The organism is Rhizobium aouanii (assembly GCF_037002925.1).
GTDB lineage: Bacteria > Pseudomonadota > Alphaproteobacteria > Rhizobiales > Rhizobiaceae > Rhizobium > Rhizobium aouanii.
Map to the genome: position 1 here is coordinate 191,162 of NZ_JBAMYD010000003.1, position 22,539 is coordinate 213,700.

General features: G+C 59.5%; 25 protein-coding genes. 11 read left to right on the top strand and 14 right to left on the bottom strand.

Annotated elements, in window-relative coordinates; translation table 11 throughout:
* Positions 1 to 277: 277 nt before the first annotated feature.
* A complete protein-coding gene (locus tag V8P77_RS06765; protein ID WP_011651794.1) occupies positions 278 to 568 on the bottom strand; it encodes a DUF982 domain-containing protein in 291 nt (96 codons plus the stop codon).
* A 400-nt stretch (positions 569 to 968) separates the two neighbouring features.
* On the opposite strand from V8P77_RS06765, the gene V8P77_RS06770 reads away from it, so the two are divergent.
* Entirely contained in the window at positions 969 to 1,148 is a 180-nt protein-coding gene (locus V8P77_RS06770) for a hypothetical protein (protein ID WP_003539245.1), read from the top strand.
* Between the two features lie 170 nt (positions 1,149 to 1,318).
* On the opposite strand, the gene V8P77_RS06775 is transcribed toward V8P77_RS06770, so the two are convergent.
* Positions 1,319 to 1,630, bottom strand: a complete 312-nt coding sequence (locus V8P77_RS06775; RefSeq protein WP_335911353.1) for a hypothetical protein — start codon at positions 1,628 to 1,630, stop codon at positions 1,319 to 1,321.
* Positions 1,631 to 1,790: 160 nt separating this feature from the next.
* A complete protein-coding gene (locus tag V8P77_RS06780; RefSeq protein WP_131622534.1) occupies positions 1,791 to 2,240 on the bottom strand; it encodes a DUF3597 domain-containing protein in 450 nt (149 codons plus the stop codon).
* Between the two features lie 465 nt (positions 2,241 to 2,705).
* On the opposite strand from V8P77_RS06780, the gene V8P77_RS06785 reads away from it, so the two are divergent.
* A complete protein-coding gene (locus V8P77_RS06785; protein WP_335911354.1) occupies positions 2,706 to 3,353 on the top strand; it encodes a hypothetical protein in 648 nt (215 codons plus the stop codon).
* Positions 3,354 to 3,411: 58 nt separating this feature from the next.
* Here the strand turns inward: V8P77_RS06785 and V8P77_RS06790 are convergent, their stop codons facing one another.
* The 4 genes from V8P77_RS06790 to V8P77_RS06805 all read right to left on the bottom strand — a co-directional run bounded on the left by V8P77_RS06790 (position 3,412) and on the right by V8P77_RS06805 (position 7,708).
* Positions 3,412 to 4,185, bottom strand: coding sequence for an amino acid ABC transporter ATP-binding protein (locus V8P77_RS06790; protein WP_011651798.1), 774 nt, complete (start codon positions 4,183 to 4,185; stop codon positions 3,412 to 3,414).
* A gap of 35 nt (positions 4,186 to 4,220) precedes the next feature.
* A complete protein-coding gene (locus tag V8P77_RS06795; RefSeq protein WP_335911355.1) occupies positions 4,221 to 5,375 on the bottom strand; it encodes an ABC transporter permease subunit in 1,155 nt (384 codons plus the stop codon).
* A 1-nt stretch (position 5,376) separates the two neighbouring features.
* A complete protein-coding gene (locus V8P77_RS06800; protein ID WP_335911356.1) occupies positions 5,377 to 6,579 on the bottom strand; it encodes an amino acid ABC transporter permease in 1,203 nt (400 codons plus the stop codon).
* A 103-nt stretch (positions 6,580 to 6,682) separates the two neighbouring features.
* Complete coding sequence (locus V8P77_RS06805) at positions 6,683 to 7,708, bottom strand: amino acid ABC transporter substrate-binding protein (RefSeq protein WP_003539258.1); 1,026 nt, start codon at positions 7,706 to 7,708, stop codon at positions 6,683 to 6,685.
* A gap of 358 nt (positions 7,709 to 8,066) precedes the next feature.
* Between V8P77_RS06805 and V8P77_RS06810 the strand changes: the two genes are divergently transcribed.
* On the top strand, positions 8,067 to 9,257 hold the full coding sequence (locus tag V8P77_RS06810) for a cystathionine beta-lyase (protein ID WP_335911357.1): 1,191 nt from the start codon (positions 8,067 to 8,069) through the stop codon (positions 9,255 to 9,257).
* Between the two features lie 30 nt (positions 9,258 to 9,287).
* Here the strand turns inward: V8P77_RS06810 and V8P77_RS06815 are convergent, their stop codons facing one another.
* Entirely contained in the window at positions 9,288 to 10,442 is a 1,155-nt protein-coding gene (locus V8P77_RS06815; protein ID WP_335911358.1) for an FAD-dependent monooxygenase, read from the bottom strand.
* Between the two features lie 27 nt (positions 10,443 to 10,469).
* On the bottom strand, positions 10,470 to 10,715 hold the full coding sequence (locus tag V8P77_RS06820; protein ID WP_003539274.1) for a zinc-finger domain-containing protein: 246 nt from the start codon (positions 10,713 to 10,715) through the stop codon (positions 10,470 to 10,472).
* Between the two features lie 158 nt (positions 10,716 to 10,873).
* On the opposite strand from V8P77_RS06820, the gene V8P77_RS06825 reads away from it, so the two are divergent.
* The 6 genes from V8P77_RS06825 to clpA all read left to right on the top strand — a co-directional run bounded on the left by V8P77_RS06825 (position 10,874) and on the right by clpA (position 16,740).
* A complete protein-coding gene (locus V8P77_RS06825; RefSeq protein ID WP_335911359.1) occupies positions 10,874 to 11,659 on the top strand; it encodes an alpha/beta fold hydrolase in 786 nt (261 codons plus the stop codon).
* 127 nt (positions 11,660 to 11,786) lie between these two features.
* Entirely contained in the window at positions 11,787 to 12,620 is an 834-nt protein-coding gene (gene cysE / locus V8P77_RS06830; RefSeq protein ID WP_335911360.1) for a serine O-acetyltransferase, read from the top strand.
* A 140-nt stretch (positions 12,621 to 12,760) separates the two neighbouring features.
* Positions 12,761 to 12,964, top strand: a complete 204-nt coding sequence (locus V8P77_RS06835) for a DUF3126 family protein (protein ID WP_003539277.1) — start codon at positions 12,761 to 12,763, stop codon at positions 12,962 to 12,964.
* Between the two features lie 274 nt (positions 12,965 to 13,238).
* Complete coding sequence (locus V8P77_RS06840) at positions 13,239 to 13,610, top strand: phasin family protein (RefSeq protein ID WP_264421316.1); 372 nt, start codon at positions 13,239 to 13,241, stop codon at positions 13,608 to 13,610.
* Between the two features lie 276 nt (positions 13,611 to 13,886).
* Positions 13,887 to 14,237 carry an ATP-dependent Clp protease adapter ClpS gene (clpS, locus tag V8P77_RS06845; protein WP_017988219.1) on the top strand — a complete coding sequence of 117 codons (351 nt, stop codon included), beginning with the start codon at positions 13,887 to 13,889 and terminating at the stop codon, positions 14,235 to 14,237.
* 10 nt (positions 14,238 to 14,247) lie between these two features.
* Positions 14,248 to 16,740: an ATP-dependent Clp protease ATP-binding subunit ClpA gene (clpA, locus tag V8P77_RS06850; RefSeq protein ID WP_335911361.1), complete on the top strand. Its 2,493-nt coding sequence runs from the start codon at positions 14,248 to 14,250 to the stop codon at positions 16,738 to 16,740.
* Between the two features lie 57 nt (positions 16,741 to 16,797).
* Here the strand turns inward: clpA and V8P77_RS06855 are convergent, their stop codons facing one another.
* The 5 genes from V8P77_RS06855 to V8P77_RS06875 form a co-directional block, all read right to left on the bottom strand.
* On the bottom strand, positions 16,798 to 17,088 hold the full coding sequence (locus V8P77_RS06855; RefSeq protein ID WP_335911362.1) for a Dabb family protein: 291 nt from the start codon (positions 17,086 to 17,088) through the stop codon (positions 16,798 to 16,800).
* 56 nt (positions 17,089 to 17,144) lie between these two features.
* On the bottom strand, positions 17,145 to 17,576 hold the full coding sequence (locus tag V8P77_RS06860; protein ID WP_335911363.1) for an HIT family protein: 432 nt from the start codon (positions 17,574 to 17,576) through the stop codon (positions 17,145 to 17,147).
* 152 nt (positions 17,577 to 17,728) lie between these two features.
* Entirely contained in the window at positions 17,729 to 18,919 is a 1,191-nt protein-coding gene (locus V8P77_RS06865; protein ID WP_335911364.1) for a GNAT family N-acetyltransferase, read from the bottom strand.
* A gap of 180 nt (positions 18,920 to 19,099) precedes the next feature.
* The gene (locus V8P77_RS06870) at positions 19,100 to 19,819 is read right to left on the bottom strand and encodes a glycerophosphodiester phosphodiesterase (protein ID WP_335911365.1); all 720 of its coding nucleotides are present in this window, start codon (positions 19,817 to 19,819) and stop codon (positions 19,100 to 19,102) included.
* Positions 19,816 to 20,286, bottom strand: coding sequence for a RidA family protein (locus tag V8P77_RS06875; RefSeq protein WP_017960272.1), 471 nt, complete (start codon positions 20,284 to 20,286; stop codon positions 19,816 to 19,818). The genes V8P77_RS06870 and V8P77_RS06875 overlap by 4 nt, the downstream gene beginning before the upstream one ends.
* Before the next feature lie 136 nt (positions 20,287 to 20,422).
* On the opposite strand from V8P77_RS06875, the gene V8P77_RS06880 reads away from it, so the two are divergent.
* Both V8P77_RS06880 and V8P77_RS06885 read left to right on the top strand, forming a co-directional pair.
* Positions 20,423 to 21,259: a cell envelope integrity EipB family protein gene (locus V8P77_RS06880; protein ID WP_129420777.1), complete on the top strand. Its 837-nt coding sequence runs from the start codon at positions 20,423 to 20,425 to the stop codon at positions 21,257 to 21,259.
* A gap of 191 nt (positions 21,260 to 21,450) precedes the next feature.
* Positions 21,451 to 22,527, top strand: coding sequence for a toxic anion resistance protein (locus V8P77_RS06885; protein WP_131622544.1), 1,077 nt, complete (start codon positions 21,451 to 21,453; stop codon positions 22,525 to 22,527).
* Positions 22,528 to 22,539: the final 12 nt, after the last annotated feature.

Below are 22,539 nucleotides of genomic sequence, written 5' to 3' on the forward strand. Positions count from 1 at the left end.
CTTAATTACCCATTGATCGGCGTTCGATGTTTATTTCGATTCGTGTGACGCGGGAAAGACCGTATGCGAAATTGCGAAGGTCGATCGGAAGGCAGAAATGCCTTGCTTCAAACGCGCTTGAAATGGCGAAGCCAGGAAGATGCGCGCGGCTCGAATTCGGCAATCGTTTCGTTATTCGCCAAAGCTCGGGAACGCGGTGCCCACATCTGTTCGAGCGGCGGATTTGCACTGCTCGAGCGTTTCCGCAAATTCTTCCCTGGAATCTGCTCGAGCGATCTCAGTGAACGACGGAGAGGTAGCGGATGCCGGCTTCATCCGCCGCTCTCATCAGCGCTTCCCGCGCGGCGCCCGGGGGCGTCGTTCCGCGGATGGCGTCGAGGCATGTCCTCACCGCCACGACATACTCCTCGCCATCATCGCCCGGCCATTCGGAAATGAGCATGGTGGCTGCATCGCCGAGTGTCCTGACGACGCTGTATTTTTCCTGGCCGCTCATGAGGATCCTCAGCGCGGGAAACTGATGCGATGTGTACCGATTCATGACATTTGGTCCTTGCATCATAAACATATTAGTAACTCTGCAAGAAGCGTTCCAACCGGCGCTGCAGGATGATTATCCTCTATGAATCGACAAAAGCAGTCGGCAACGCCTCTCCAGGCAGGAAGCCGGCAACTTGTTTTAAACACATTGCCGTCATATTGATTCATCTATCGAAATTGCTTGTCGAGCTTGGTTTGCGCCCTTGGCGTCCCAGCTGATCTTTCCTTTCAAAATCGATTTCTGCGCCGTCCGGCAGCCGCCGGAGGGTGATTGTCATGCCGGTTGAGGGGGATCGTCGTGAACGCAGGCAAGCCTTTGATCGACGCAAGCCTCCGCCATCGCCGCTGCCTGATATGCCTTCGGTCTTTGACCGCGGATGTCAGTGTCGGCATTCCGGCTGGGTTTTCCAGCCATTGAGGAGAATTTCATGAGCAAGACCAATGCAGAGGCACTGTTGCGCAAAGCGCAGCGCCAGGTTGCCAATACCAGCGGCGGTGGCCATCTCGGCGGCACCAACTTCGGTCAGGGCAATGACGCCAAGACTGCGTCCGGAAGCGGCAATCGCCCGGCGGGCAAGGGCCGGCCACCAGCTGGCGGCAAACGCTGACGACAGCGCCGCGCATCTTTTGAGACAGGCAAAGGATGGCTGCATCATTTTGTCCTTAAATCGGATCCGATTTAAGAAATTATGCAGGAGAAGCAGCATCGCGATTGAGGACAGCCCCGCCAAAATGGCGGGGTTTCTGTTTGACAGGCCTCTGAAGGGCGCGGCTCTTCTCAGCGATCCAGGAAATGATCGAAGTAGACCTGGGGGATAGGATAGGCGTGGACGCCCCTGTCGACGAAGCTGCGCCTATAAAGGCAATTTCTGAGAGCCGCGTTGTAGTGCAGGCTTCGCGGGTCCGGCGAGCCTCGTCGCCATGAGCTTGCTTCCGGCACGCAGCGTTGGAGTGCCTTGTCGTATCGAGCCAGGAGGACCGGGTCAGTATCGACCCGAATGCCGCTGTAGGATTGATAATTTGACGGAGATTCTGCGGCCGATATACAGCCCAGGCTAACTGCAACACCAACGACTGCCATCAATCTCATCGGATTTAATTCTCCCCTGATCGATTATCGAAGTATCGAGCCGAACGTTATTGGTTCCAGCGCCTGCGGGCAAGGGACGCCTTGTTCCGGCGTCCGCATCTGCCGGAGACGGTATCCACATCGCTGCCGCCACAGAATAGCGGCAGCGATGCGTCATCGATCAATCCAGGAGGTCGGCCGGTACCTTGCCGCCGTTTTCCGAAAGCCGCTTCATCAGTGCCTTGTGCAGCCACATGTTCATTTTTGCGGAATCGTTGGTGTCGCCGGTATAGCCGAGTTCAGCGGCAAGTTCCTTGCGCTCGGTCAGGCTCGCATCCATCCCGACGGCTTTCATCAGGTCTACGATCGAGCGGCGCCAATCGAGTTTCTGACCGCTCTTCTTTGCCGCCGCGTCAAGGATCGGGACGATATCGACTGTAGCTGTGCCTGGTGCAGTGGCCGTGGGGACCGGCTTGCTCTGCGGGGCAGGGGCCGCAGGCGCCGGACTGGGGGCTGCCGACGGTGAGGCAGGCGCTGGCGCCGGCTCTGTCTTCGGCGCGCCGGCAGCAACGGGTTCGGCTGCTTTCGCCTCTCCGAAGATTGCATTTTTGATCTTGTCGAAAATACCCATTCTAAACCTCCAGTTCCATCAGATGAGAACATGCTGAAACATGGACTTCCCGCTTGATATATCCAGGCGGAAAGGGAGATATTTTTAGCATGTTCAATCGTTGGTGGAAAAGCCTAGGACAGCTGTGGTCCATCAAAAGGAACAGCTGCCATCGGATTGATCGCCGCCGGCTGAAGATTGCTGGCGCAAGCGGAGGGAATACTTCAGCAGCCTTCCGACTGTCATCAGACATGCCCGCTTTTGGCACAGTCGGTCCGTCGATTCGGAATTCAATAACCGCGAAACATCATTATACGCCGCCGAACCGACTTGCCGCGCCCTGTCGTGAAACATTCGTCATCTCTTCACGTTGCCTTGCCATGGACGTCCTGTAGTTGCAGGCGATCCGATCGATCGAAGGTACGCGCGTTCCTCGATTTTCGACTGCCGGGCAGATCGTTCGGCGGAATGGAAACGGAGGAAAACATGACCCATCACCACAATAGACTCTCCTTTGCAGTCTTCGCATCCACCTGCGCCCTCCTTGCCATGCCGGCAAGCGATGCGCGTGCGATCGATGTCGGTGTGTCGGTGAATGCAGGCAATGCCGTCAGCGCCGATGTCGGGGCTTCGATTGGCGGTGGGAGCGGCATCAGCGCCGATGCCAATGCTTCCGTTGGCGGCTCGAATGGCGTCAATGCCGATGCGACCGCCAATGCCGGCGGTGGCCGGGGCATAGATGCCGATGTCAATGCCAGTGTCGGCGGCGGCCGCGGTCTCGACGCAGACGCCAAAGCCAGGATCGGTGGCGGGCGCGGCGTCAATGCCGATCTCAATGCACGCACCGGCGGTTCCGATGGAATTGATGGCAACGCCACGGCCTCGGTCGGCAGCGGCAATGGCATCTCCAATCTCGCCATTGGCGGGGTAGACGAAGCTGGCGGCGATGCCACGGCTACGCGTGGTAACACCCTCAGCCCCTCACAGGCCCGCACTCTGGAGGCCTTCCGGGCGAGGCCTGTCAATGAGCAGCGCAAGATGCTCGTCCGTTGCGCCGATATCTCCGGTTCAGGCGGCTCCGATTCGGGTCTTGCCGGTCTCTGCAGTCTGCTGCAGGCGACAGCCTCCCGCTGAACGTGAAAGACCCGCCGAACCGGAAGGTGCGGCGGGTCTTTTCAAAGGACGCTTCGCTCTAGTGCAGGATCTGGCTGAGGAACAGCTTGGTGCGTTCGTGCTGCGGGTTATCGAAGAAGGCGGCGGGTTCGTTCTGTTCGACGATCTGGCCCTGGTCCATGAAGATGACCCGGTTGGCCACCTGGCGGGCAAAGCCCATTTCATGGGTGACGCAGAGCATGGTCATGCCTTCCTCGGCAAGACCCACCATGGTGTCGAGCACCTCCTTGATCATTTCGGGATCGAGCGCCGAGGTCGGCTCGTCGAACAGCATGATCTTCGGGTTCATGCACAGCGACCGGGCGATCGCCACGCGCTGCTGCTGGCCGCCGGAGAGCTGGCCCGGATATTTGTTGGCCTGCTCCGGGATCTTGACCCGCTTCAGGAAGTGCATGGCCACTTCTTCGGCCTGCTTCTTCGGCATCTTGCGGACCCAAATTGGCGCCAGCGTGCAGTTTTCGAGGATCGTCAGATGCGGGAAGAGGTTGAAGTGCTGGAACACCATGCCGACTTCGCGCCGCACCTCGTCGATCTTTTTGAGATCGTTGGTGAGCTCGGTGCCGTCGACGACGATTTTGCCTTTCTGATGCTCTTCCAGGCGGTTGATGCAGCGGATCATCGTCGACTTGCCCGAGCCCGACGGGCCGGCAATGACGATGCGCTCGCCGCGCATGACCTTCAGGTTGATGTCGCGCAGCACGTGGAAATCGCCGTACCACTTGTTCATGTTGACGATCTCGACCGCCACTTCCGTTGCGGAAACGGTGAGCTTTTTCGCTGGAGCTTCAGCCATGACTATTTTCCCTCATTCTTATCGTTGTAGCGTTCTTATCGTTTGTGGCCGGTATCGAGATGGCGTTCCATGAAACCTGAATAGCGCGACATGCCGAAGCAGAACAGCCAGAAGATGAAGCCCGCGAAGATCAGGCCCGTGATCGGCGTGACGGCGCTTGCCCAGTTGGAATCGGAGAAGTTCAACTTGACGATGCCAAGCAGATCGAACATGCCGATAATGGTGACCAGCGACGTGTCCTTGAACGTCCCGATGAAGGTGTTCACGATGCTCGGGATGACCAGCTTGATGGCCTGCGGCATGATGATCAGCCGGGTCTTCTGCCAATAGCCGAGGCCGAGTGAATCGGCGCCTTCGAACTGTCCCTTCGGGATCGCCTGAAGGCCGCCGCGGATCACTTCAGCCATATAGGCCGACGTGAAGATCGACACACCGATCAGCGCCCGAAGCAGTTTGTCCACGTTCCAGCCTGTGGGAAGGAAAAGCGGCAGCATGACACTTGCCATGAACAGAACGGTGATCAGCGGAACGCCTCGAATGACCTCGATGAAGGTAACGCAAAGCATCCGGATGACGGGCATATTCGAGCGGCGTCCCAGCGCAAGCAGAATGCCGACGGGTAGGGAGACGGCAATACCGACAAAGGACAGGACGAGCGTCACCATCAACCCGCCCCAGAGCGGAGTCTCCACCACTTCGAGGCCGAAGCCGCCGTGAAGAAGCCAGAAGGCGATGACCGGCAGGACGGCGAACAGAAGAATGGCGTTCAGACCCTTGCGCGGCGCCGACGGGATCAGCATCGGAACCAGCAGCAGAATGAACAGGATCCCGACGATCGCCGGCCGCCAACGCTCACCGAGCGGGTAGCGGCCGAAGATAAACTGATCGTACTTGGCGCTGATGAAGGCCCAGCATGCACCGCTCCAGCCGTCAGGCTGGATGCCGCCCTGGATCGTCGTCGCGCAGAATGTGCGGTCCGGCCCGGACCACACGGCCTGGATGAACAGCCAGTTGACGAGCTGCGGCACGGCCCATGCGATGAGCGCAAGAGCCAGGATCGTCAGGATCACGTCCTTCGGAGTTGCCAGGAGATTGCGACGTATCCAGGCGACGGCTCCCCTCTCGCCGGGCGGCGGCGGTTCGGCGGCAAGGATGGACGTTCTGACGAAGGGTTTATCGGCAACCGACATCTTATCTCTCCACCAGTGCCATCTTGGCATTGAACCAATTCATGAACAGCGACGTGAGAATGCTCAAGCTGAGATAGACGATACCCCAGATGCAGACGATCTCGATCGCTTGACCGCTCTGATTGAGGATCGTGCCACCGACGGCAACGAGATCCGAGAAACCGATCGCGATGGCGAGTGAGGAGTTCTTGGTCAGGTTGAGGTACTGGCTCGTCAGCGGCGGGATGATGATGCGCAGCGCCTGCGGCACCACGACAAGTCTCGTTACGCTTGACGGATGCAGCCCCAGCGCGCCGGCTGCTTCGGATTGTCCCTTTGGAACGCCGCGAATGCCGCCGCGAACGATCTCGGCGATGAACGAGGCGGTATAGAAGGACAGAGCGAGAAACAGCGACATGAATTCGGGGCCGACGACGGAGCCGCCCGTGAGGTTGAATTTTCCGGCAACCGGAACGTCGAAAGTGAGCGGAAAGCCTGAGACAACGAAGACCAGCAATGGCAAGCCGACGATCAGTCCGATCGCCGTCCATACGGTATGGAACGGCTGGCCCGTTGCGGCTTGGCGTTTGTGGGCCCAGCGCACGATGACGATGGTGGCGACAATCGCAATCAGCAGGGCGATGCCGACCGCTATCATGCCCGTCTCGAAGATCGGCTTCGGGAAGGCTAGTCCTCTGTTGTTGAGGTACATGCTGAACGGCAGACCCACCGACTCGCGCGGCTGCGGCAAGACGGAGAGAACGCCGAGATACCAGAAAAAGATGACGAGCAGCGGCGGAATGTTGCGGAAAACCTCGACATAGACCGTGCAGAGCTTGGCAATCAGCCAATTGCGCGACAGCCGGCCGATCCCGATCAGGAAGCCGATGATGGTCGCCGTGAAGATACCGGTCACCGCCACCAGCAAGGTATTCAGAATGCCGACGAGAAGTGCGCGCGCATAAGTCGAGTCACTCGAAAAGCCGATCAGCGACTGGCCGATTTCGAAACCGGCGCGACCGCTAAGAAAGCCGAAACCCGATGCCGTATTGCTGCGCGCAAGGTTCACGGCCGTGTTATGGGCTACCCACCACACAAATCCCACGAGAACAACGATTGTTAGAACCTGGTAAAATATGCTCCGGTATTTCGGGTCGTACATTGCCGACCGGAAACTCCAGCCGGTGCCATGCAAAGGTGTCCTATCCACAGCCTCATGCGTCATACCGCGCCAATCCCCTTGTGCCCGTTTTCGGGCTTTCTTTTTAACTTTTTGGAAGCGGGAAGGCGGCTCGGCCGCCCTCCCGGTATTTCATGCCAGTGCTCGATTAACGAACCGGCGGTGCGTACTGGATGCCGCCCTTGTTCCACAGAGCATTCAAGCCGCGTTCGATCTTGAGCGGGCTGCCCTGACCGATGTTGCGCTCGAAGATTTCGCCATAATTGCCGACGCCCTTGATGACGTTGGCGGCCCAATCATTGGTCAGGCCGAGATCGGTGCCGATCTTGGTGTCGGTCTCGCTGCCGAGGAAGCGCTTGATATCAGGGTTCGGCGAGTTCTTCATCTCGTCGACATTTGCCTGGGTGATGCCGAACTCTTCGGCATTGATCAGCGCATAAGCCGTCCAGGAAACGATGTCGAACCACTGATCATCACCCTGACGGACGGCCGGGCCAAGCGGCTCCTTGGAGATGATCTCAGGAAGGATGACGTGTTCGTCGGGATTCTTCAGCGTCAGACGCAACGAATAGAGACCGGATTGGTCGGTCGTGTAAACGTCGCAACGACCGGCGTCGTAGGCCGCGTTGACCTCAGGAAGATTTTCGAAGACGACCGGATTGTACTGCAGATTGTTCGTCTTGAAATAATCGGCGAGGTTCAGTTCCGTGGTCGTGCCCGACTGCACGCAGATTGCGGCGCCGGAGAGTTCGAGAGCCGACTTCACGTTCAGGCCCTTGCGCACCATGAAGCCCTGGCCATCATAATAGGTGACGGGACGGAAATTGAAGCCGAGTGCGGTGTCGCGGTTGATCGTCCAGGTCGTGTTGCGCGAGAGGACGTCGATTTCACCGGACTGCAGAGCGGTGAAGCGTTCCTTCGCATTTGTCGGCGTGTACTTGACCTTGGTGGGGTCGCCGAACACGGCCGAAGCGACGGCCTTACAGAAGTCGACGTCGAAGCCGGCCCAATTGCCGGAAGCGTCAGGTGCGGCAAAGCCGGTAAGGCCGGTATTGACGCCGCACTGAACGAAACCCTTTGCCTTGACGTCTGACAGAGTGGTGGCGGAGGCGGCCGAGGCGCCAACTGCCAAAACTGCTGCGCCGATGGCGGCGGACAGGAGCTTATTTTTCATTTTCCCAACCTTTTCCGTTGTCTTATCTTTTCTTGTGGGGAGTGCGTGCCGACAATCCGTGCCGCCTCCCCATTGTCTCGACACCCTCCCGGCGCGAGTGGGTCTATCACAGTCGCAAATGTCACTATGGTCAAGTGTCGCGCTCAATAATTGCGGCGAAATTCAACATTTTGGCAGATAGCGCTGCATTCATGGGCGGTTGATTAGGAAATAGGCGTCCGGTTGCGGAAAAATAACGCGAAAATCGAAATTTCCATGATTTCGGATCGTCACCTCAACCGATCTTCAAGGGGTTGACCGGAAACGGCGGGGCGTCCAAAAGTCTGGTTTCGCGACCTTCGCAAAGGCTATCCCCGACATGAAAGACAAAGACAGCTTGCTGCAGAATGCCGGCATCAACACTCGCCTGACCCATATCGGCAACGACCCCTTCGACTATCACGGCTTCATCAATCCGCCCGTCGTGCATGCCTCGACGGTGCTGTTTCCGAATGCGCGGGCGATGGAGACGCGCACGCAGAAATACACTTACGGAACGCGGGGCACACCGACGACGGATGCGCTCTGCGAGGCGATCGACGCACTCGAAGGCTCGGCCGGCACGATCCTCGTGCCCTCGGGCCTTGCCGCCGTCACTATACCATTCCTGGGTTTCGTCGCTGCCGGCGATCATGCGCTGGTGGTCGATTCGGTTTATGGCCCGACGCGCCATTTCTGCGACACGATGCTGAAGCGCCTCGGCGTCGAGGTGGAATATTACGACCCGGAGATCGGTGCCGGCATCGAGACGCTGTTCCGGCCGAATACGAAGCTCGTCCACACCGAGGCTCCGGGCTCCAACACTTTTGAAATGCAGGATATTCCGGCGATCTCCGCAGTTGCGCACCGCCATGGCGCCGTCGTCATGATGGACAATACCTGGGCGACGCCGGTCTATTTCAGGCCGCTCGATCACGGCGTCGACATCTCGATCCACGCATCGACGAAGTATCCGTCCGGTCATTCGGATATCCTGCTCGGAACGGTTTCGGCCAATGCCGAGCACTGGGAGCGGCTGAAGGAAGCAAACGGTGTGCTCGGCATCTGCGGCGCACCCGATGATGCATACCAGATCCTGCGCGGATTACGCACCATGGGCCTGCGCCTCGAGCGCCACTATGAAAGCGCGCTTGATATCGCGAAATGGCTGGAGGGCAGGGACGACGTCGCCCGCGTGCTGCATCCGGCCCTGCCGAGTTTCCCCTCTCACCATCTCTGGAAGCGCGATTTCAAAGGCGCCAGCGGCATCTTTTCCTTCGTGCTTGCCGCCGACGGTCCCGAAAAGTCCAGAGCAAAGGCGCATGCCTTCCTCGACGCGCTCAGGATTTTTGGTCTCGGCTATTCCTGGGGTGGCTTTGAAAGCCTCGCCTTGCATGCCTATCTCAACGATCGCAAGGTCGCCAAGGCGCCGACGGACGGTCCGGTCATCCGCCTGCAGATCGGCATCGAGGACGTGGCCGACCTGAAGGCCGATATCGAACGGGGTTTTGCGGCGGCAAGCGCGGTCTGATCAGGCACGCTCATCGTCGCTTGCGGCGCCTCAAGGCAGATCGACAGCCCGATAGCCGTAGATCCAATCGAGATCTGCCGCGAGGCTTAGCGGCGGCTTGAGGCCGAGCACGAGATCGCGGCCGATCCGGATCGGCCCTTTCGCATGATAGGCGAACCGGTTGAAGGCGCCACGCTGGCGAAGCTTCGCAATGCGCGGCGCCCGATGTCTTTCGAACCGCGCCAGCGCTTCCGCCACGGGACGGTTCGAAAGAAACGCGGCCAGTTCGTAGGCATCTTCGATCGCCATCGCCGCTCCCTGTCCGGCAAAAGGCATCATTGCATGCGCGGCGTCGCCGATCAGAACCGTCTTTCGGCCGTCCTGCCAGGAACCCGCGGTGGTTTCGAACAGCGGCCAGAACGTCAGCTTCCTATGTCTGTCGAGCAGCGAGACGATCGCGGTGTTCCAGCCGGAAAGGCGCGCCCGCAACTGCGCCCGTTGCTCGGCCGTCGGCTCGCTTTGCCAGGCCTGCGGCGCGATATTGCCGGCGGTGATCGCCACCATGTTGAAGCTGCCGGTCTCCCTCAGCGGATAGCAGACGAGATGGGCCGAACCGCCGAGAAAAGCCGAAACGCTTGCCCGGTCGAGGAATCCGGGCGCCTCCGTTTCGGCAATCGTAAAACGGTAGGCGATATTACCGGAAAAGCGCGGCGAGGGGCTGCCCGGAATGGATTGCCGGAGCTTCGACCAGACGCCGTCGGCGCCGATCACAACATCGGCCGCCCGCTCGAAAGGCGGTAGGGTCAAGTCCATCCGCACGCCGAGGTGAAGCCGGCAGAGCGGATCGGCCGCAACCGCAGCCAAAAGGGCTTTCTGCAATGTGGTGCGGTGCAGGACGCCATAGGGAGCGCCCCAGCGTTCCCGCGCGAATTTGCCGGCCGGCACCGCTGCGAGCTGGCGCAGCGATCCGCCCGATATCAGGCGGATCGCGTCCGGCTCGAGCCAGACCTTTGTCAGTCCTTCAAGGATACCGAGTTCGGCAAGGATGCGGGAAGCGTTTGGCGAAACCTGCAATCCGGCGCCGATGTCGGTGAGTTCGCCCGCCTGCTCGAAGATCTCCGAACTGATGCCCCGGCGCGAAAGCGCAAGGGCAGCTGTCAGCCCTGATATCCCGGCGCCGATGATGGCGGCATGTTCGACCGGCATTGTCCGCCCGATCCGGATCTGGACGGGTTACGCCGCCTTCACGTGGAAAACGCAACCGGCCGGATTGGTCTGGCTGGGCTTGAGCGCGGAATTGAAGCGATAGAGCGTCGAGCAGTAGGAACAGACCTTCTCGTTGTCGTCGCCCATGTCGATGAAGATATGCGGATGATCGAAGGGAGCCGAAGCGCCGGTGCACATGAATTCCTTGACGCCGACTTCGATAACGCGGTGACCGCCGTCGTTCTGGAAGTGGGGAATGTTGTGGCCGGCCATGTCGCTCTCCGAATGCTTTGAAATGTGCGCGAACCTTATAAGCCTTCGCCGCAAATGTGTAGAGCCAAACCGCCGCGCCGGGCACAGTTTTTAGCCACAGTTTTTGGCTTCACGATGAAAGGCCGCTCGATTATGGTCGCGCCAAAAAGGAAGGCCCGATGAACCTGAATATGCCTACATTTTCGAGCTTCACCCATGATGGATTGCAGCTTGCCTTCTTCGATGAGGGCGATCCGGCCGGCGTCCCCGTCTTGTTGATCCATGGTTTTGCCTCGACCGCAAACGTCAACTGGGTGCACCCGGGCTGGCTGAAGACGCTCGGCGATGCCGGCTACCGGGTGATCGCCATCGACAATCGCGGCCACGGGGCAAGCGACAAGCCGCACGATGCCGAAGCCTATCGTCCCTGGGTCATGGCCGGCGATGCGATCGCCTTGCTGGATCATCTCGGCATCCCCGAAGCCAATGTCATGGGCTATTCGATGGGCGCCCGCATCTCCGTCTTTGCCGCGCTTGCCAATCCGCATCGCGTCCGTTCGCTGGTGCTCGGCGGCCTCGGCATCGGCATGACCGACGGCGTCGGTGACTGGGACCCGATTGCCGATGCGCTGCTGGCTCCCTCGCTGGAGGCGGTGACGCATGCCCGCGGCCGCATGTTCCGCGCCTTCGCCGAGCAGACGAAGAGCGACCGCGTCGCCCTTGCCGATTGTATACGCGGCTCGCGCGATCTCGTCGCCCGCTCCGATATGGCCAAGCTGGACATGCCGACGCTGATCGGCGTCGGCACCAAGGATGATATCGCCGGCTCGCCGCAGGAATTGGCGGCGCTGATGCAAAATGCCGAAGCGCTCGATATTCCCGGCCGCGATCATATGCTCGCTGTCGGCGATAGGGTTTTCAAGCGGGCGGTTCTGGCCTTCTACGCAAAGGTCGCCCATCGCTGACAACATCGTGATGCCGAAAAGCCATACTAAAAAACCACGGCGACGGCACCCATTTATGTTATTGGCGTTTTCCTCTATATATTGGCATTCCGAAACGGCATTCCTTCCGGCAACGAGGAGAGCGGCGATGGTCGCAAAGACTGACATTCGTGCTTTTGACACAGGCCATCCGGTGAAGGTGATGGATCCCATCTGGGACAGCTTGCGCGAGGAAGCCCGGCTCGCCGCCGAACGGGACCCGGTTCTCGCCGCCTTCCTTTATTCGACCGTGATCAACTACCGTTCGCTCGAGGAATGCGTCATCCACCGCATCTGCGAACGTCTCGATCACCCCGACATGCAGGCGAACCTGCTTCGCCAGACCTTCGAGGAAATGCTCCTCGACTGGCCGGACTGGAGCTCCATCCTGCGCGTCGATATCCAGGCGATCTATGACCGCGATCCCGCCTGCCTGCGCTTCATGGAGGCGGTGCTTTATTTCAAAGGCTTCCACGCGCTGCAGACACATCGTCTCGCTCATTGGCTGCTGAACCGCGGCCGGCGTGATTTCGCGCTCTATCTGCAGAGCCGCTCCTCCAGCGTCTTCCAGACCGACATCAACCCGGCCGCCCGTATCGGCAAGGGCATATTCCTCGATCACGCCACCGGCCTCGTCGTCGGCGAGACGGCCGTCATCGGCGACAACGTCTCGATCCTGCACGGCGTCACACTCGGCGGCACCGGCAAGGAAGGCGCCGACCGCCATCCGAAGATCGGCTCCGGCGTCATGATCGGCGCCGGTGCGAAGATCCTCGGCAATATCGAGATCGGCTACTGCTCACGCGTCGCCGCCGGCTCCGTCGTGTTGAAGGCGGTGCCACCCAAAAAGACGGTGGCGGGCGTGCCGGCCAAGGTCGTCGGTGAGGCCGGTTGTTCCGAGCCGTCGCGCAACATGGACCAGGTGATCGGCGCCGATATCTGAGCGCCCATTGGAAACAAGGATAGGAAAAGTCGGCGGGATCCGAGCGGGGAGGGCCATGAGTAAACGGCAACCTTGCCTTTACACCGCTGCATTTCCTGTGCAAGAAGCGGCCAATCAAGACCGCTTACGGAGATGACAGAGTGAAGCCAGAAGAAATCAAGAAGCTCGACGCCTATTTCAAGCGCATGTTCAACCCACAGATGATCGTCAAGGCGCGTCCGCGCAAGGATGATTCTGCGGAAGTCTATCTCGGCGAAGAATTTCTGGGTGTCGTCTATATCGATGACGAGGACGGCGACCGCTCCTACAACTTTTCGATGGCGATCCTCGACGTCGATCTCTGATCGCGCTCGAAAGCTTCAAAAGGACCGAATGGCGCGATCCGTTCGGTCCTTTTTTCGTTTTTTCGTTTCGGAACGAGAATTTATTCAAAACTTCCGGTTGCGGCATTCTGATATATTTTAGCAAAATCAATTAAAGACGTACGTGCCCCGGCGCGCGGGCTTTGTTATATAATTGTAATGCAACTACGGGATGTTTTGCAATGCACAAGACTACTTGACTATTTGTGCATTGCAGCTACCCTGCCGCCACCAACAGCCCAACGGAGGATGGCTCATGTTCAACTTTGACGATGCTAACAAGAAGAGCAAGGAAGCCGTCGACACGGCCCTGAAAACCTATTCCGACACGACCAAAGGTTTTCAGGCGATCGCCTCTGAAGCCACGGAATATTCGAAGAAATCCTTTCAGGACGCGGTGACGCATTTCGAAACGCTGGCCGGCGTCAAGAGCTTCGAGGCCGCTTTCGAGCTGCAGACAAACTACGTCAAGGCGTATTTTGAAGGCTTTGTCTCCGAGACGACGAAGCTCAGTGAGATGTATGCCGATCTCGCCAAATCAGCCTACAAGCCCTATGAAGCGCCGATCGCCGCTGCCGTCGGCAAAACCCCCAAGTCGGTCGCTTCGGCGACGCCTGCTGCCGCATGACCTGATTTTGACGGCGCAACCTGCGCTACATATTGAAAAACGAGGACCGGCTACGCATCTGTGGCCGGTCTTTTTGTTTCCGCTTTCGCTGCAGCGCCCGCATGGGATCGGCCAGGGACTTTTTTGGTCTTTCCCGTGCATGCCGGCCATTTCTTGATTGCAGTGTCTGACAGGGGGCTTAAAATCAGCCTATTATGAACTAAGTTAGTGTTTCAGATATTCGGCGGGAAAAGCACCCTCCCATGCTCCGCCGGATTGCTTGAGGAATGAATGACAATGATCGCAAAGCCGATCCGGATGCAGAACGACAGCGAAAGGAACGGGGACAACGCAAATCGAACCTCGGTCATCACACGCACCAAGCCGAAGACCAAGAAGCCCAATCTTTATCGTGTGCTGCTTTTGAATGACGACTACACTCCCATGGAATTCGTCATCCATATTCTGGAGCGTTTTTTTCAGAAGGATCGTGAAAGTGCCACCCGCATCATGCTCCATGTCCATAACCACGGCGTCGGCGAATGCGGAATATTCACATACGAGGTAGCGGAAACGAAGGTCAGCCAGGTGATGGACTTCGCCCGGCAACACCAGCATCCGCTGCAATGCGTCATGGAAAAGAAGTGAGGATCTGAACGTGCCAACATTTTCGCCTAGTTTAGAGAAGGCGCTCCATCAGGCACTGACCTTTGCCAACGAGCGGCACCACGAATATGCGACGCTCGAGCATCTGCTGCTCGCCCTGATCGACGATGCCGATGCGGCCGCGGTCATGGGTGCCTGCAATGTCGATCTCGACGCGTTGCGCAAGACGCTCGTCGAATATGTCGATAACGAACTTTCCAACCTGATTACCGGTTATGACGAGGATTCGAAGCCGACCTCCGGCTTCCAGCGTGTCATCCAGCGTGCCGTCATCCACGTGCAATCGTCCGGCCGCGAGGAGGTGACCGGCGCCAACGTGCTCGTCGCCATCTTCGCCGAGCGCGAAAGCCATGCCGCCTATTTCCTGCAGGAGCAGGAGATGACCCGCTACGATGCCGTCAACTATATCTCCCACGGCATCGGCAAGCGGCCGGGCGCTTCGGATGTGCGTCCCCCGCGCGGCGCCGAGGACGAAGCCGAAAGCAGCAAGCCGACGGCGCGCGGCGGCGAGGAAGAGGGCGGCCCCAAGAAGCAGCAGGATGCGCTCAAGGCCTATTGCGTCAATCTCAACGAGAAGGCCAAGGGCGGCAAGATCGATCCGCTGATCGGCCGTCACGCCGAGGTCAGCCGCACGATCCAGATCCTGTGCCGCCGTTCGAAGAACAATCCGCTCTATGTCGGTGATCCCGGCGTCGGCAAGACGGCGATCGCCGAAGGCCTTGCCAAGCGCATCGTCGAAGGCAAGGTTCCCGAAGCGCTCGCAGATGCGACGATCTTCTCGCTCGACATGGGCACGCTGCTCGCCGGCACGCGCTACCGTGGCGATTTCGAGGAGCGCCTGAAGCAGGTCGTCAAGGAACTGGAAGAATATCCGGGCGCCGTGCTCTTCATCGACGAGATCCACACGGTGATCGGCGCCGGCGCCACCTCGGGCGGCGCGATGGATGCATCGAACCTGCTGAAGCCGGCCCTGTCATCGGGCGCGATTCGCTGCATCGGTTCGACCACCTATAAGGAATACCGCCAGTTCTTCGAGAAGGACCGTGCGCTGGTTCGTCGTTTCCAGAAGATCGACGTCAGCGAACCGTCGATCGATGATGCAATCGAGATCATGAAGGGCCTGAAGCCCTATTTCGAAGAATATCATCACCTGCGTTATTCGAACGACGCCATCAAGTCGGCCGTCGAATTGTCGGCCCGCTACATCTCCGACCGCAAGCTGCCCGACAAGGCGATCGACGTGATCGACGAAACCGGTGCGGCCCAGATGCTGTTGCCGCCGTCTAAGCGCCGCAAGCTGATCACCGAAAAGGAGATCGAGGCAACGGTCGCCACGATGGCGCGCATTCCGCCGAAGACCGTGTCGAAGGACGACGAAGCGGTGCTCGCCAATCTCGAGCAGGAATTGCGTTCGGTGGTCTACGGCCAGGATATCGCGATCGAAGCCCTTTCGACCTCGATCAAGCTGGCGCGTGCCGGTCTTCGCGAGCCGAACAAGCCGATCGGCGCCTATGTCTTCTCCGGTCCGACCGGCGTCGGCAAGACCGAGGTGGCAAAGCAGCTGGCATCGTCGCTCGGCGTCGAACTCCTGCGCTTCGACATGTCGGAATATATGGAGCGGCACACGGTTTCGCGTCTGCTCGGCGCACCTCCCGGCTATGTCGGCTTCGACCAGGGCGGTCTTCTGACTGATGGCGTCGACCAGCACCCGCATTGCGTGGTCCTGCTCGACGAAATCGAAAAGGCGCATCCCGACATCTACAATATCCTCTTGCAGGTCATGGACCACGGCACGCTGACCGACCACAACGGCAAGAAGATCGACTTCCGCAACGTCATCCTGATCATGACGACCAATGCGGGTGCTTCGGAGATGGCCAAGGCGGCGATCGGCTTCGGCTCGTCCAAGCGCACCGGCGAGGACGAAGAGGCGCTGACCCGTCTGTTCACGCCGGAGTTCCGCAACCGTCTCGACGCGATCATTCCTTTCGCGGCGTTGCCGACGGCCGTCATCCACAAGGTCGTACAGAAGTTCATCATGCAGCTGGAGGCCCAGCTTTCCGAAAGGAACGTCACCTTCGACCTGCACGAGGATGCGATCGCCTGGCTGGCGGAAAAGGGTTACGACGAGAAGATGGGCGCCCGCCCGCTTGCTCGCGTCATTCAGGATACGATCAAGAAGCCGCTTGCCAACGAGATCCTCTTCGGCAAGCTGAAGAAGGGCGGCGTCGTCAATGTCACCGTCGGCCCGAAGGAAGACGGCAAGCCCGGCATCGTGCTCGAAGCCATCTCGGAAACGGCGCCGATCAAGCCGAAGCCCGAAGCCGAGGTCGTGCATCCCGAAGCCGAGGATGGGGATGACGGCGAGCTGAAGACGAAGGCGGCCCGCAAGACCCGCGCCAAGGCGGTGCCGCAGGCCGAGCCTGAGGTCCGCGACGCCCCGAAGAAGGGAAGCGCGGTTCCGAAGGTTCCACGCAAGAAGTAAGATACCGTCATCGAATTGGAAAAGGCCGCGTCACCCGCGGCCTTTTTCGTTTCCGGATCAGAGCCTGGTGTAGTCGATCTCGAGAAAGTCGGCGACCTCGGGCACCCAGCGGTCGCGCACGAAGGCGACATGCAGGGGATGGAGGTTGTACGTGTCGTAGCCAGCCTGATCGTCGAATTCCATCGAAAAGCCGAAGGTAAAATCGTTTTTTGGACTCGTCTGCCGAAGCTGCTCGAAGCTCCGCACGCTCGGGATCTTGGCAAGCACCAGCGCGTCGGCGAGAAACGACGTTTCTTCAGCCGAGCCGGCTTCGTGCTTCAGGCGGAACGCGACAGTATGGCGGATCATGATCTTGTTCCAAATAATTGTCTGGATGAATTCCCTCAAATCGAGAGGTGTTGACCTTACGTCAGCGCTGCCCTGATCTTTTCGGCATTGGCGGCAAGCACGGCGCCATCCTCCATCTTGCCGGAATGCGGCTTGAGGGCGACGCCCTCGTGGCGCGGGATGACGTGGAAATGCAGATGGAATACCGTTTGCCCGGCCGCCGGTTCGTTGAACTGGGCAATGAACACGCCGTCGGCGTCAAAAACCTCCTTGAGTGCCTTGGCGACCTTCTGGACGACTGATATCGCATGGGTGAGGGTGGCTGGATCGGCATCGAGAATATTGCGCGACGCCGCCTTCGGAAGGACGAGCACGTGGCCCGGCGCCTGCGGCATCACGTCCATGAAGGCAATGGTATGCTCGTCCTCGTAAACCCGGTGCGAGGGGATTTCGCCGCGGAGGATCTTGGCGAAGATGTTGTTGTCGTCGTAAGCGGCCGGGCTGGTCATCGCGAAATCTCCTCGTTTTCACAGGGCGTGCGTCGTTTTCAAACGCGCAAGGGACGCTGAAGCACTTTGAATTACTGCATAATTTTAAGCCTAAATCGATTCCGATTTAGGGAATTATGCGTTGACCGGGTAACGCGGCCGGTGCGGCGGCGTCAATCCTCCTGCTGACGCTCGCCCTTGCGGAAAGGACTGTGCTCGCTCAGCAACTCGCTCATCTGTTCGACATCGGCGCGCTCGCGGGCGAGATAGTCGCCGATCGCCCGGCGAAGGCCGGCATGCGCGACATAATGGGCGGAGTGCGTCGTCACCGGCAGGTAACCGCGGGCAAGCTTATGTTCGCCCTGCGCTCCGGCCTCGACCCTTTTAAGCCCTTTCGAAAGGGCGAAGTCGATCGCCTGGTGATAGCAGACCTCGAAATGCAGGAAGGGATGATCCTCGATGCAGCCCCAGTGACGGCCGTAGAGCGTATCACCGCCGATGAAATTGATCGCGCCGGCGATATAGCGCCCGTCGCGCTTGGCCATGACGAGCAGGATATCATCTGCCATGCGCTCGCCGATCAGCGAATAGAACTTACGAGTGAGGTAGGGCCGGCCCCACTTACGCCCGCCGGTATCCATGTAAAACTTGAAGAACTGGTCCCAGATGCGTTCCGTCAGGTCGCGGCCGGTCAGCCAGTCGATGCTGATACCGTTTTCAAGTGCGGCGCGGCGCTCTTTGCGCAACGCCTTGCGTTTGCGCGAGGCAAGCGTTTCGAGAAAATCCTCGTGATTGGCATAGCCGTCATTGATGAAATGGAATTGCTGGTCGGTGCGGTGCAGATAGCCGTCCATCTCGAAGACGCCGATCTCTTCGTCCGGCACGAAGGTGATATGGGCCGAGGAGATGCCGAGCCGGCGCACCACCTCCTTCAGGCTTTCGGCGATCGCGCTCTGGATCGGCAGCCGCTGCAGCCCCTCGGCGACAAGAAGCCGCGGGCCTGTCGCCGGGGTGAACGGGATCGAGCACTGAAGTTTGGGATAATAGCGCCCGCCGGCCCGCTCGAATGCGTCGGCCCAGCCATGGTCGAAGACATATTCGCCCTGGCTGTGGTTCTTGAGATAGCCGGGCAGAGCGCCGATCAGTTCGCCGCGATCGGTCTCGAGCAGCAGATGGTGGCCGAGCCATCCCGTCTCTGCGTCGGCCGAGCCGGATTCTTCCAGCGACGATAAAAAGGCGTGCGAAACGAAAGGGTTGTAGGAAATCGCAGCGCAGGTCTTCGACGCCCCGGAAAGCCTGGACCAACTCTCCGGGGAAATCGCGGTGAAGGAGCGTTCGACGCGAATGGATAATTCATCAGTCATGGGACAAATGCGAAGCCTGTGGGAGGATGGTCTCGGCTCTGCCTTACAGCGCCGCGCGTCTTTTCAGACGCGCAACGGACGCTGTAACACTTTGAGTTGCTGCATAATTTTATCCTCAAATCGATCCGATTTAAGGAGCTATGCAGCAGTCTGCGCATGATCTTGGCCAAAAAGCGAGCGTCAGGCAGTCATACGCGGATCGAAGCCTTCGAAGGTCATCTGGTCTGCATTGGCGAATGTGCGTCGGCGCGCCTGTTCGTCACGCACCGTCCAGGTGATGACGGGAATGCCCTTTTCGCGTTCGCCGGTGATGAAGGCATTCGGCAGGTCGTCATAATAATAGGAGATGAAATCGAGACCGATCTCCATCGCCTTCGCATGCGTCTTGAACTCTTCCGGCGTGTTGCCGTTGGCGGTCAGCCCGAGCGGGTAGGGTGAGCCAAGCGCCTTCAGGTCGCGCAGCAGCCAGTGGTCGAAGCTCATCAGCGCCACCTTGCCCTCATAGCCTTCGAGGACCTCGAGCACAGCTTCGGCGAAACCTTCGTCATCGGCCTCGCGCCCCTTGAGTTCCAGCACCAACGGCACCTTGCCTTCGACGAGATCGAGGAGCTGGCGCAGCGTCGGCACCTTGTCGCTCGTGCCGCCAACGGCGATCAGTCCGAGTTCCCTGGAGGTGCGCTCGCGGATGTCGCCGTTGAGATTGCACAGGCGCTGCATATCCTCGTCGTGAAAGATGACCGGTACGGCGTCGGAGGCATAATGCAGGTCGCATTCGATCGCAAAGCCCGCTTCGACGGCGCGCGAGAAGGCCGAAAGCGTGTTTTCCCAGACATGCGTGTTGAGGTCGTGATAGCCGCGATGGGCGACCGGCAGTTCCCTGATCCAGGCAACATTGGTCATTCTGCGATTTCCATGATAGCGTCTATCTCGACGGCGGCATTCAGCGGCAGGGCCGCCATGCCGACGGCGGCACGCGCATGTTTGCCGGCTTCGCCAAGCACGCCGGCAATCAGGTTCGAAGCGCCGTTGATGACCAGATGCTGCTCGACGAAGTCAGGCGCCGAGGCGACGAAGCCGTTCAGCTTGATGACGCGCCGGATACGGCCGAGATCGCCGCCAAGTGCGGCCTTTGCCTGGGCAAGGATGTTGATGGCGCAGAGTTCGGCGCCGCGCTGACCCGTTGCAACGTCGACTGTCGTGCCGAGATGGCCCGAGACAGCGACCTTGCCGCCTTCGAGCGGCAGCTGGCCGGAGATGTAGAGAAGATTGCCGCTGATGACATAGGGAACGTAATTTGCAGCAGGTGCTGCGGCTTCGGGAAGGGTTATCCCCATCTCAATCAGGCGAGCCGCAATTTCATCGGGCATTTTCGTCTCCGCTTTTGTTGTCAATTCTTCAAAAATTATGCATCAAGACTAGATTCTTCAATATGACAGTTTCGAGCCTCGATTTGGCCGAAAGCCTTCTTATAACATGGCGACCGAGTCCAACAGGAGTTAATAGATGTTCCGATCGAGTCTTGTCGCTCTGCTTCTCGCCAGCGTTTCCGCCAATGCATGGGCGGCTGCGCCCGCGGTGAGCGCTGCGATCGCGACCGGCCTCGTCGCCCATCGCGCGGTCTACGATCTGGAACTGAAGGACGCCTCGGACCGCTCCGGCATCGCCGGCATGTACGGTCGCATGGTCTATGAGTTCGACGGCAGCTATTGCCAGGGCTTCACCACCAATTTCCGTTTCGTGACGCAGATCGACACCGGCGACAGCGTGCGTGTCAGCGACCAGCAGACGAAGACCTTCGAGAATTTGAAGGACGGCAAGTTCACCTTCGACACCAAATCCTTCACCGACGAGCAGCTCGATAAAGAGGTCAACGGTGCGGCTCAGGACCAGCCGGATGGCGTCAAGGTCGATCTCAAGCAGCCGGCGAGCCGCGAGCTACAGCTCGCTGAAAGCCGCTTTCCCACGGAACATATGCTCGATGTGATCCAGCACGCCAAGGACGGCAAGCGCTTCTTCGAAGCGCGCGTCTTCGACGGTTCGGACGACGGCGACAAGTCGCTGGCGACGACGACGATCGTCGGCAAGCAGGAGACGCCGATCGCCGAGGAAGCCGATGCCGGCAACGCCGGCGCCTTTTCCAAGACCGCCTTCTGGCCGGTGACGATCGCCTATTTCAACGAGAGTGCGAAATCGGATGCGTTGCCGGTCTACCGCATGTCCTTCAAGCTCTATGAGAACGGCATTACCCGCGACCTGACGATGGATTACGGTGATTTCGTCCTGACCGGCAAGCTTGCCAAGCTGGAGCTGCTCGACCGCAAAGCCGAGGTTTGCAAGTAGGCGACGGGCTCTCGCCTGTCATAAAACTGTATCATAAAATTCACTATGGTTCGGCGATCAGCGATGACTGAGTCGCCGTCTGTCGTCCTGCTTTTCGGGTCGGTGCGATCCTGGTGGCCAAGCCATTGCGACGACGTCTATCTGCTGGACTGCGTAGACCATTACGCATCGCAAGCTTGAAAGCCCGAACCATGGCCGACACCGATCTCGCGACTGTTCAGAATGCCGCCCTGCCGGTTGTTGTCGCCGATCCGGCGGAAATTGCCCGCATTTCCGATAGCATCAACATCACCGACCGTGCCGGCATCTCGGTCTATGGCGACCGCGCCCAGCAGGCGGTCAGCGATTATGCCGACAGGATCCTGCGCGAAGTCCGCAACAAGGACCTCGGCGATGTCGGCCGCCTGCTGACCGACATCATCCTCAAATCGAAAAGCCTCGATCCGGCATCGCTGAAGGATAAGGGTTTCCTCAGTCGCATGTTTCTCTCGGCCAAGGCCAGGCTCGAACGCTTCAAGGCGGAGTTCGAAGACGTGGCCGGTCAGATCGACCGGATCGGCCTGGAGCTCGACCGCCATAAGGATACGCTGAGGCGCGACATTGCGCTGCTCGACGACCTGCATGAGGAAACCAGGCAATCGATCATGCGGCTCGAGGCCTATGTTCAGGCCGGCAAGACTTTCGCCGAGCGTTTCCGCAGCGTCGATCTGCCGAGGCTGAAGGCGCAAGCCGAGGCGGCGGCGACCGGCCCCGGCGGCGGCATGCTGGAGGCGCAGACCTATCAGGACAGCCTGCAGGCGCTCGACCGGCTGGAAAAGCGGGTCTTCTACCTGCAGCAGGCCCGTCAACTCGGCATCCAGCAATTGCCGCAGATCCGCATCGTTCAGGCGGGCGATGAGACGCTGATCGAGAATCTGCAGGCGACTTCGGCGCTGACGGTGCCGGCCTGGAAGCAGAAGATGGTGATCCTGCTCGGCTTGACGCGGCAGAAATCGGCGCTCGACCTGCAGAAGGCGGTGACCGACGCCACCAACGACATGATCCGCCAGGCGTCCGAGATGATGAAGGACCAGGCGATATCAATCGAGCAGCAGTCGCAGCGCGGCATCGTCGATATCGACACGCTCGCCAAGGCGAACAGGGATCTGATCGATACGATATCAGGCGTGCTGCAGGTTCAGGAGGAGGGACGCCGCAAGCGGGCGCTCGCCGAACAGCAGATGGAGCAGATGACGATCGAACTCAAGAAGGCGATGACCCAAGCGTGATCGGCAAGATGA

Coding starts and splice junctions, on each gene's coding strand:
- V8P77_RS06765 (WP_011651794.1), bottom strand. CDS start 568: ATGTTTATGATGCAAGGACCAAATGTCATGAATCGGTACACATCGCAT.
- V8P77_RS06770 (WP_003539245.1), top strand. CDS start 969: ATGAGCAAGACCAATGCAGAGGCACTGTTGCGCAAAGCGCAGCGCCAG.
- V8P77_RS06775 (WP_335911353.1), bottom strand. CDS start 1,630: ATGAGATTGATGGCAGTCGTTGGTGTTGCAGTTAGCCTGGGCTGTATA.
- V8P77_RS06780 (WP_131622534.1), bottom strand. CDS start 2,240: ATGGGTATTTTCGACAAGATCAAAAATGCAATCTTCGGAGAGGCGAAA.
- V8P77_RS06785 (WP_335911354.1), top strand. CDS start 2,706: ATGACCCATCACCACAATAGACTCTCCTTTGCAGTCTTCGCATCCACC.
- V8P77_RS06790 (WP_011651798.1), bottom strand. CDS start 4,185: ATGGCTGAAGCTCCAGCGAAAAAGCTCACCGTTTCCGCAACGGAAGTG.
- V8P77_RS06795 (WP_335911355.1), bottom strand. CDS start 5,375: ATGTCGGTTGCCGATAAACCCTTCGTCAGAACGTCCATCCTTGCCGCC.
- V8P77_RS06800 (WP_335911356.1), bottom strand. CDS start 6,579: ATGACGCATGAGGCTGTGGATAGGACACCTTTGCATGGCACCGGCTGG.
- V8P77_RS06805 (WP_003539258.1), bottom strand. CDS start 7,708: ATGAAAAATAAGCTCCTGTCCGCCGCCATCGGCGCAGCAGTTTTGGCA.
- V8P77_RS06810 (WP_335911357.1), top strand. CDS start 8,067: ATGAAAGACAAAGACAGCTTGCTGCAGAATGCCGGCATCAACACTCGC.
- V8P77_RS06815 (WP_335911358.1), bottom strand. CDS start 10,442: ATGCCGGTCGAACATGCCGCCATCATCGGCGCCGGGATATCAGGGCTG.
- V8P77_RS06820 (WP_003539274.1), bottom strand. CDS start 10,715: ATGGCCGGCCACAACATTCCCCACTTCCAGAACGACGGCGGTCACCGC.
- V8P77_RS06825 (WP_335911359.1), top strand. CDS start 10,874: ATGAACCTGAATATGCCTACATTTTCGAGCTTCACCCATGATGGATTG.
- cysE (WP_335911360.1), top strand. CDS start 11,787: ATGGTCGCAAAGACTGACATTCGTGCTTTTGACACAGGCCATCCGGTG.
- V8P77_RS06840 (WP_264421316.1), top strand. CDS start 13,239: ATGTTCAACTTTGACGATGCTAACAAGAAGAGCAAGGAAGCCGTCGAC.
- clpS (WP_017988219.1), top strand. CDS start 13,887: ATGATCGCAAAGCCGATCCGGATGCAGAACGACAGCGAAAGGAACGGG.
- V8P77_RS06855 (WP_335911362.1), bottom strand. CDS start 17,088: ATGATCCGCCATACTGTCGCGTTCCGCCTGAAGCACGAAGCCGGCTCG.
- V8P77_RS06860 (WP_335911363.1), bottom strand. CDS start 17,576: ATGACCAGCCCGGCCGCTTACGACGACAACAACATCTTCGCCAAGATC.
- V8P77_RS06865 (WP_335911364.1), bottom strand. CDS start 18,919: ATGACTGATGAATTATCCATTCGCGTCGAACGCTCCTTCACCGCGATT.
- V8P77_RS06870 (WP_335911365.1), bottom strand. CDS start 19,819: ATGACCAATGTTGCCTGGATCAGGGAACTGCCGGTCGCCCATCGCGGC.
- V8P77_RS06875 (WP_017960272.1), bottom strand. CDS start 20,286: ATGCCCGATGAAATTGCGGCTCGCCTGATTGAGATGGGGATAACCCTT.
- V8P77_RS06880 (WP_129420777.1), top strand. CDS start 20,423: ATGTTCCGATCGAGTCTTGTCGCTCTGCTTCTCGCCAGCGTTTCCGCC.
- V8P77_RS06885 (WP_131622544.1), top strand. CDS start 21,451: ATGGCCGACACCGATCTCGCGACTGTTCAGAATGCCGCCCTGCCGGTT.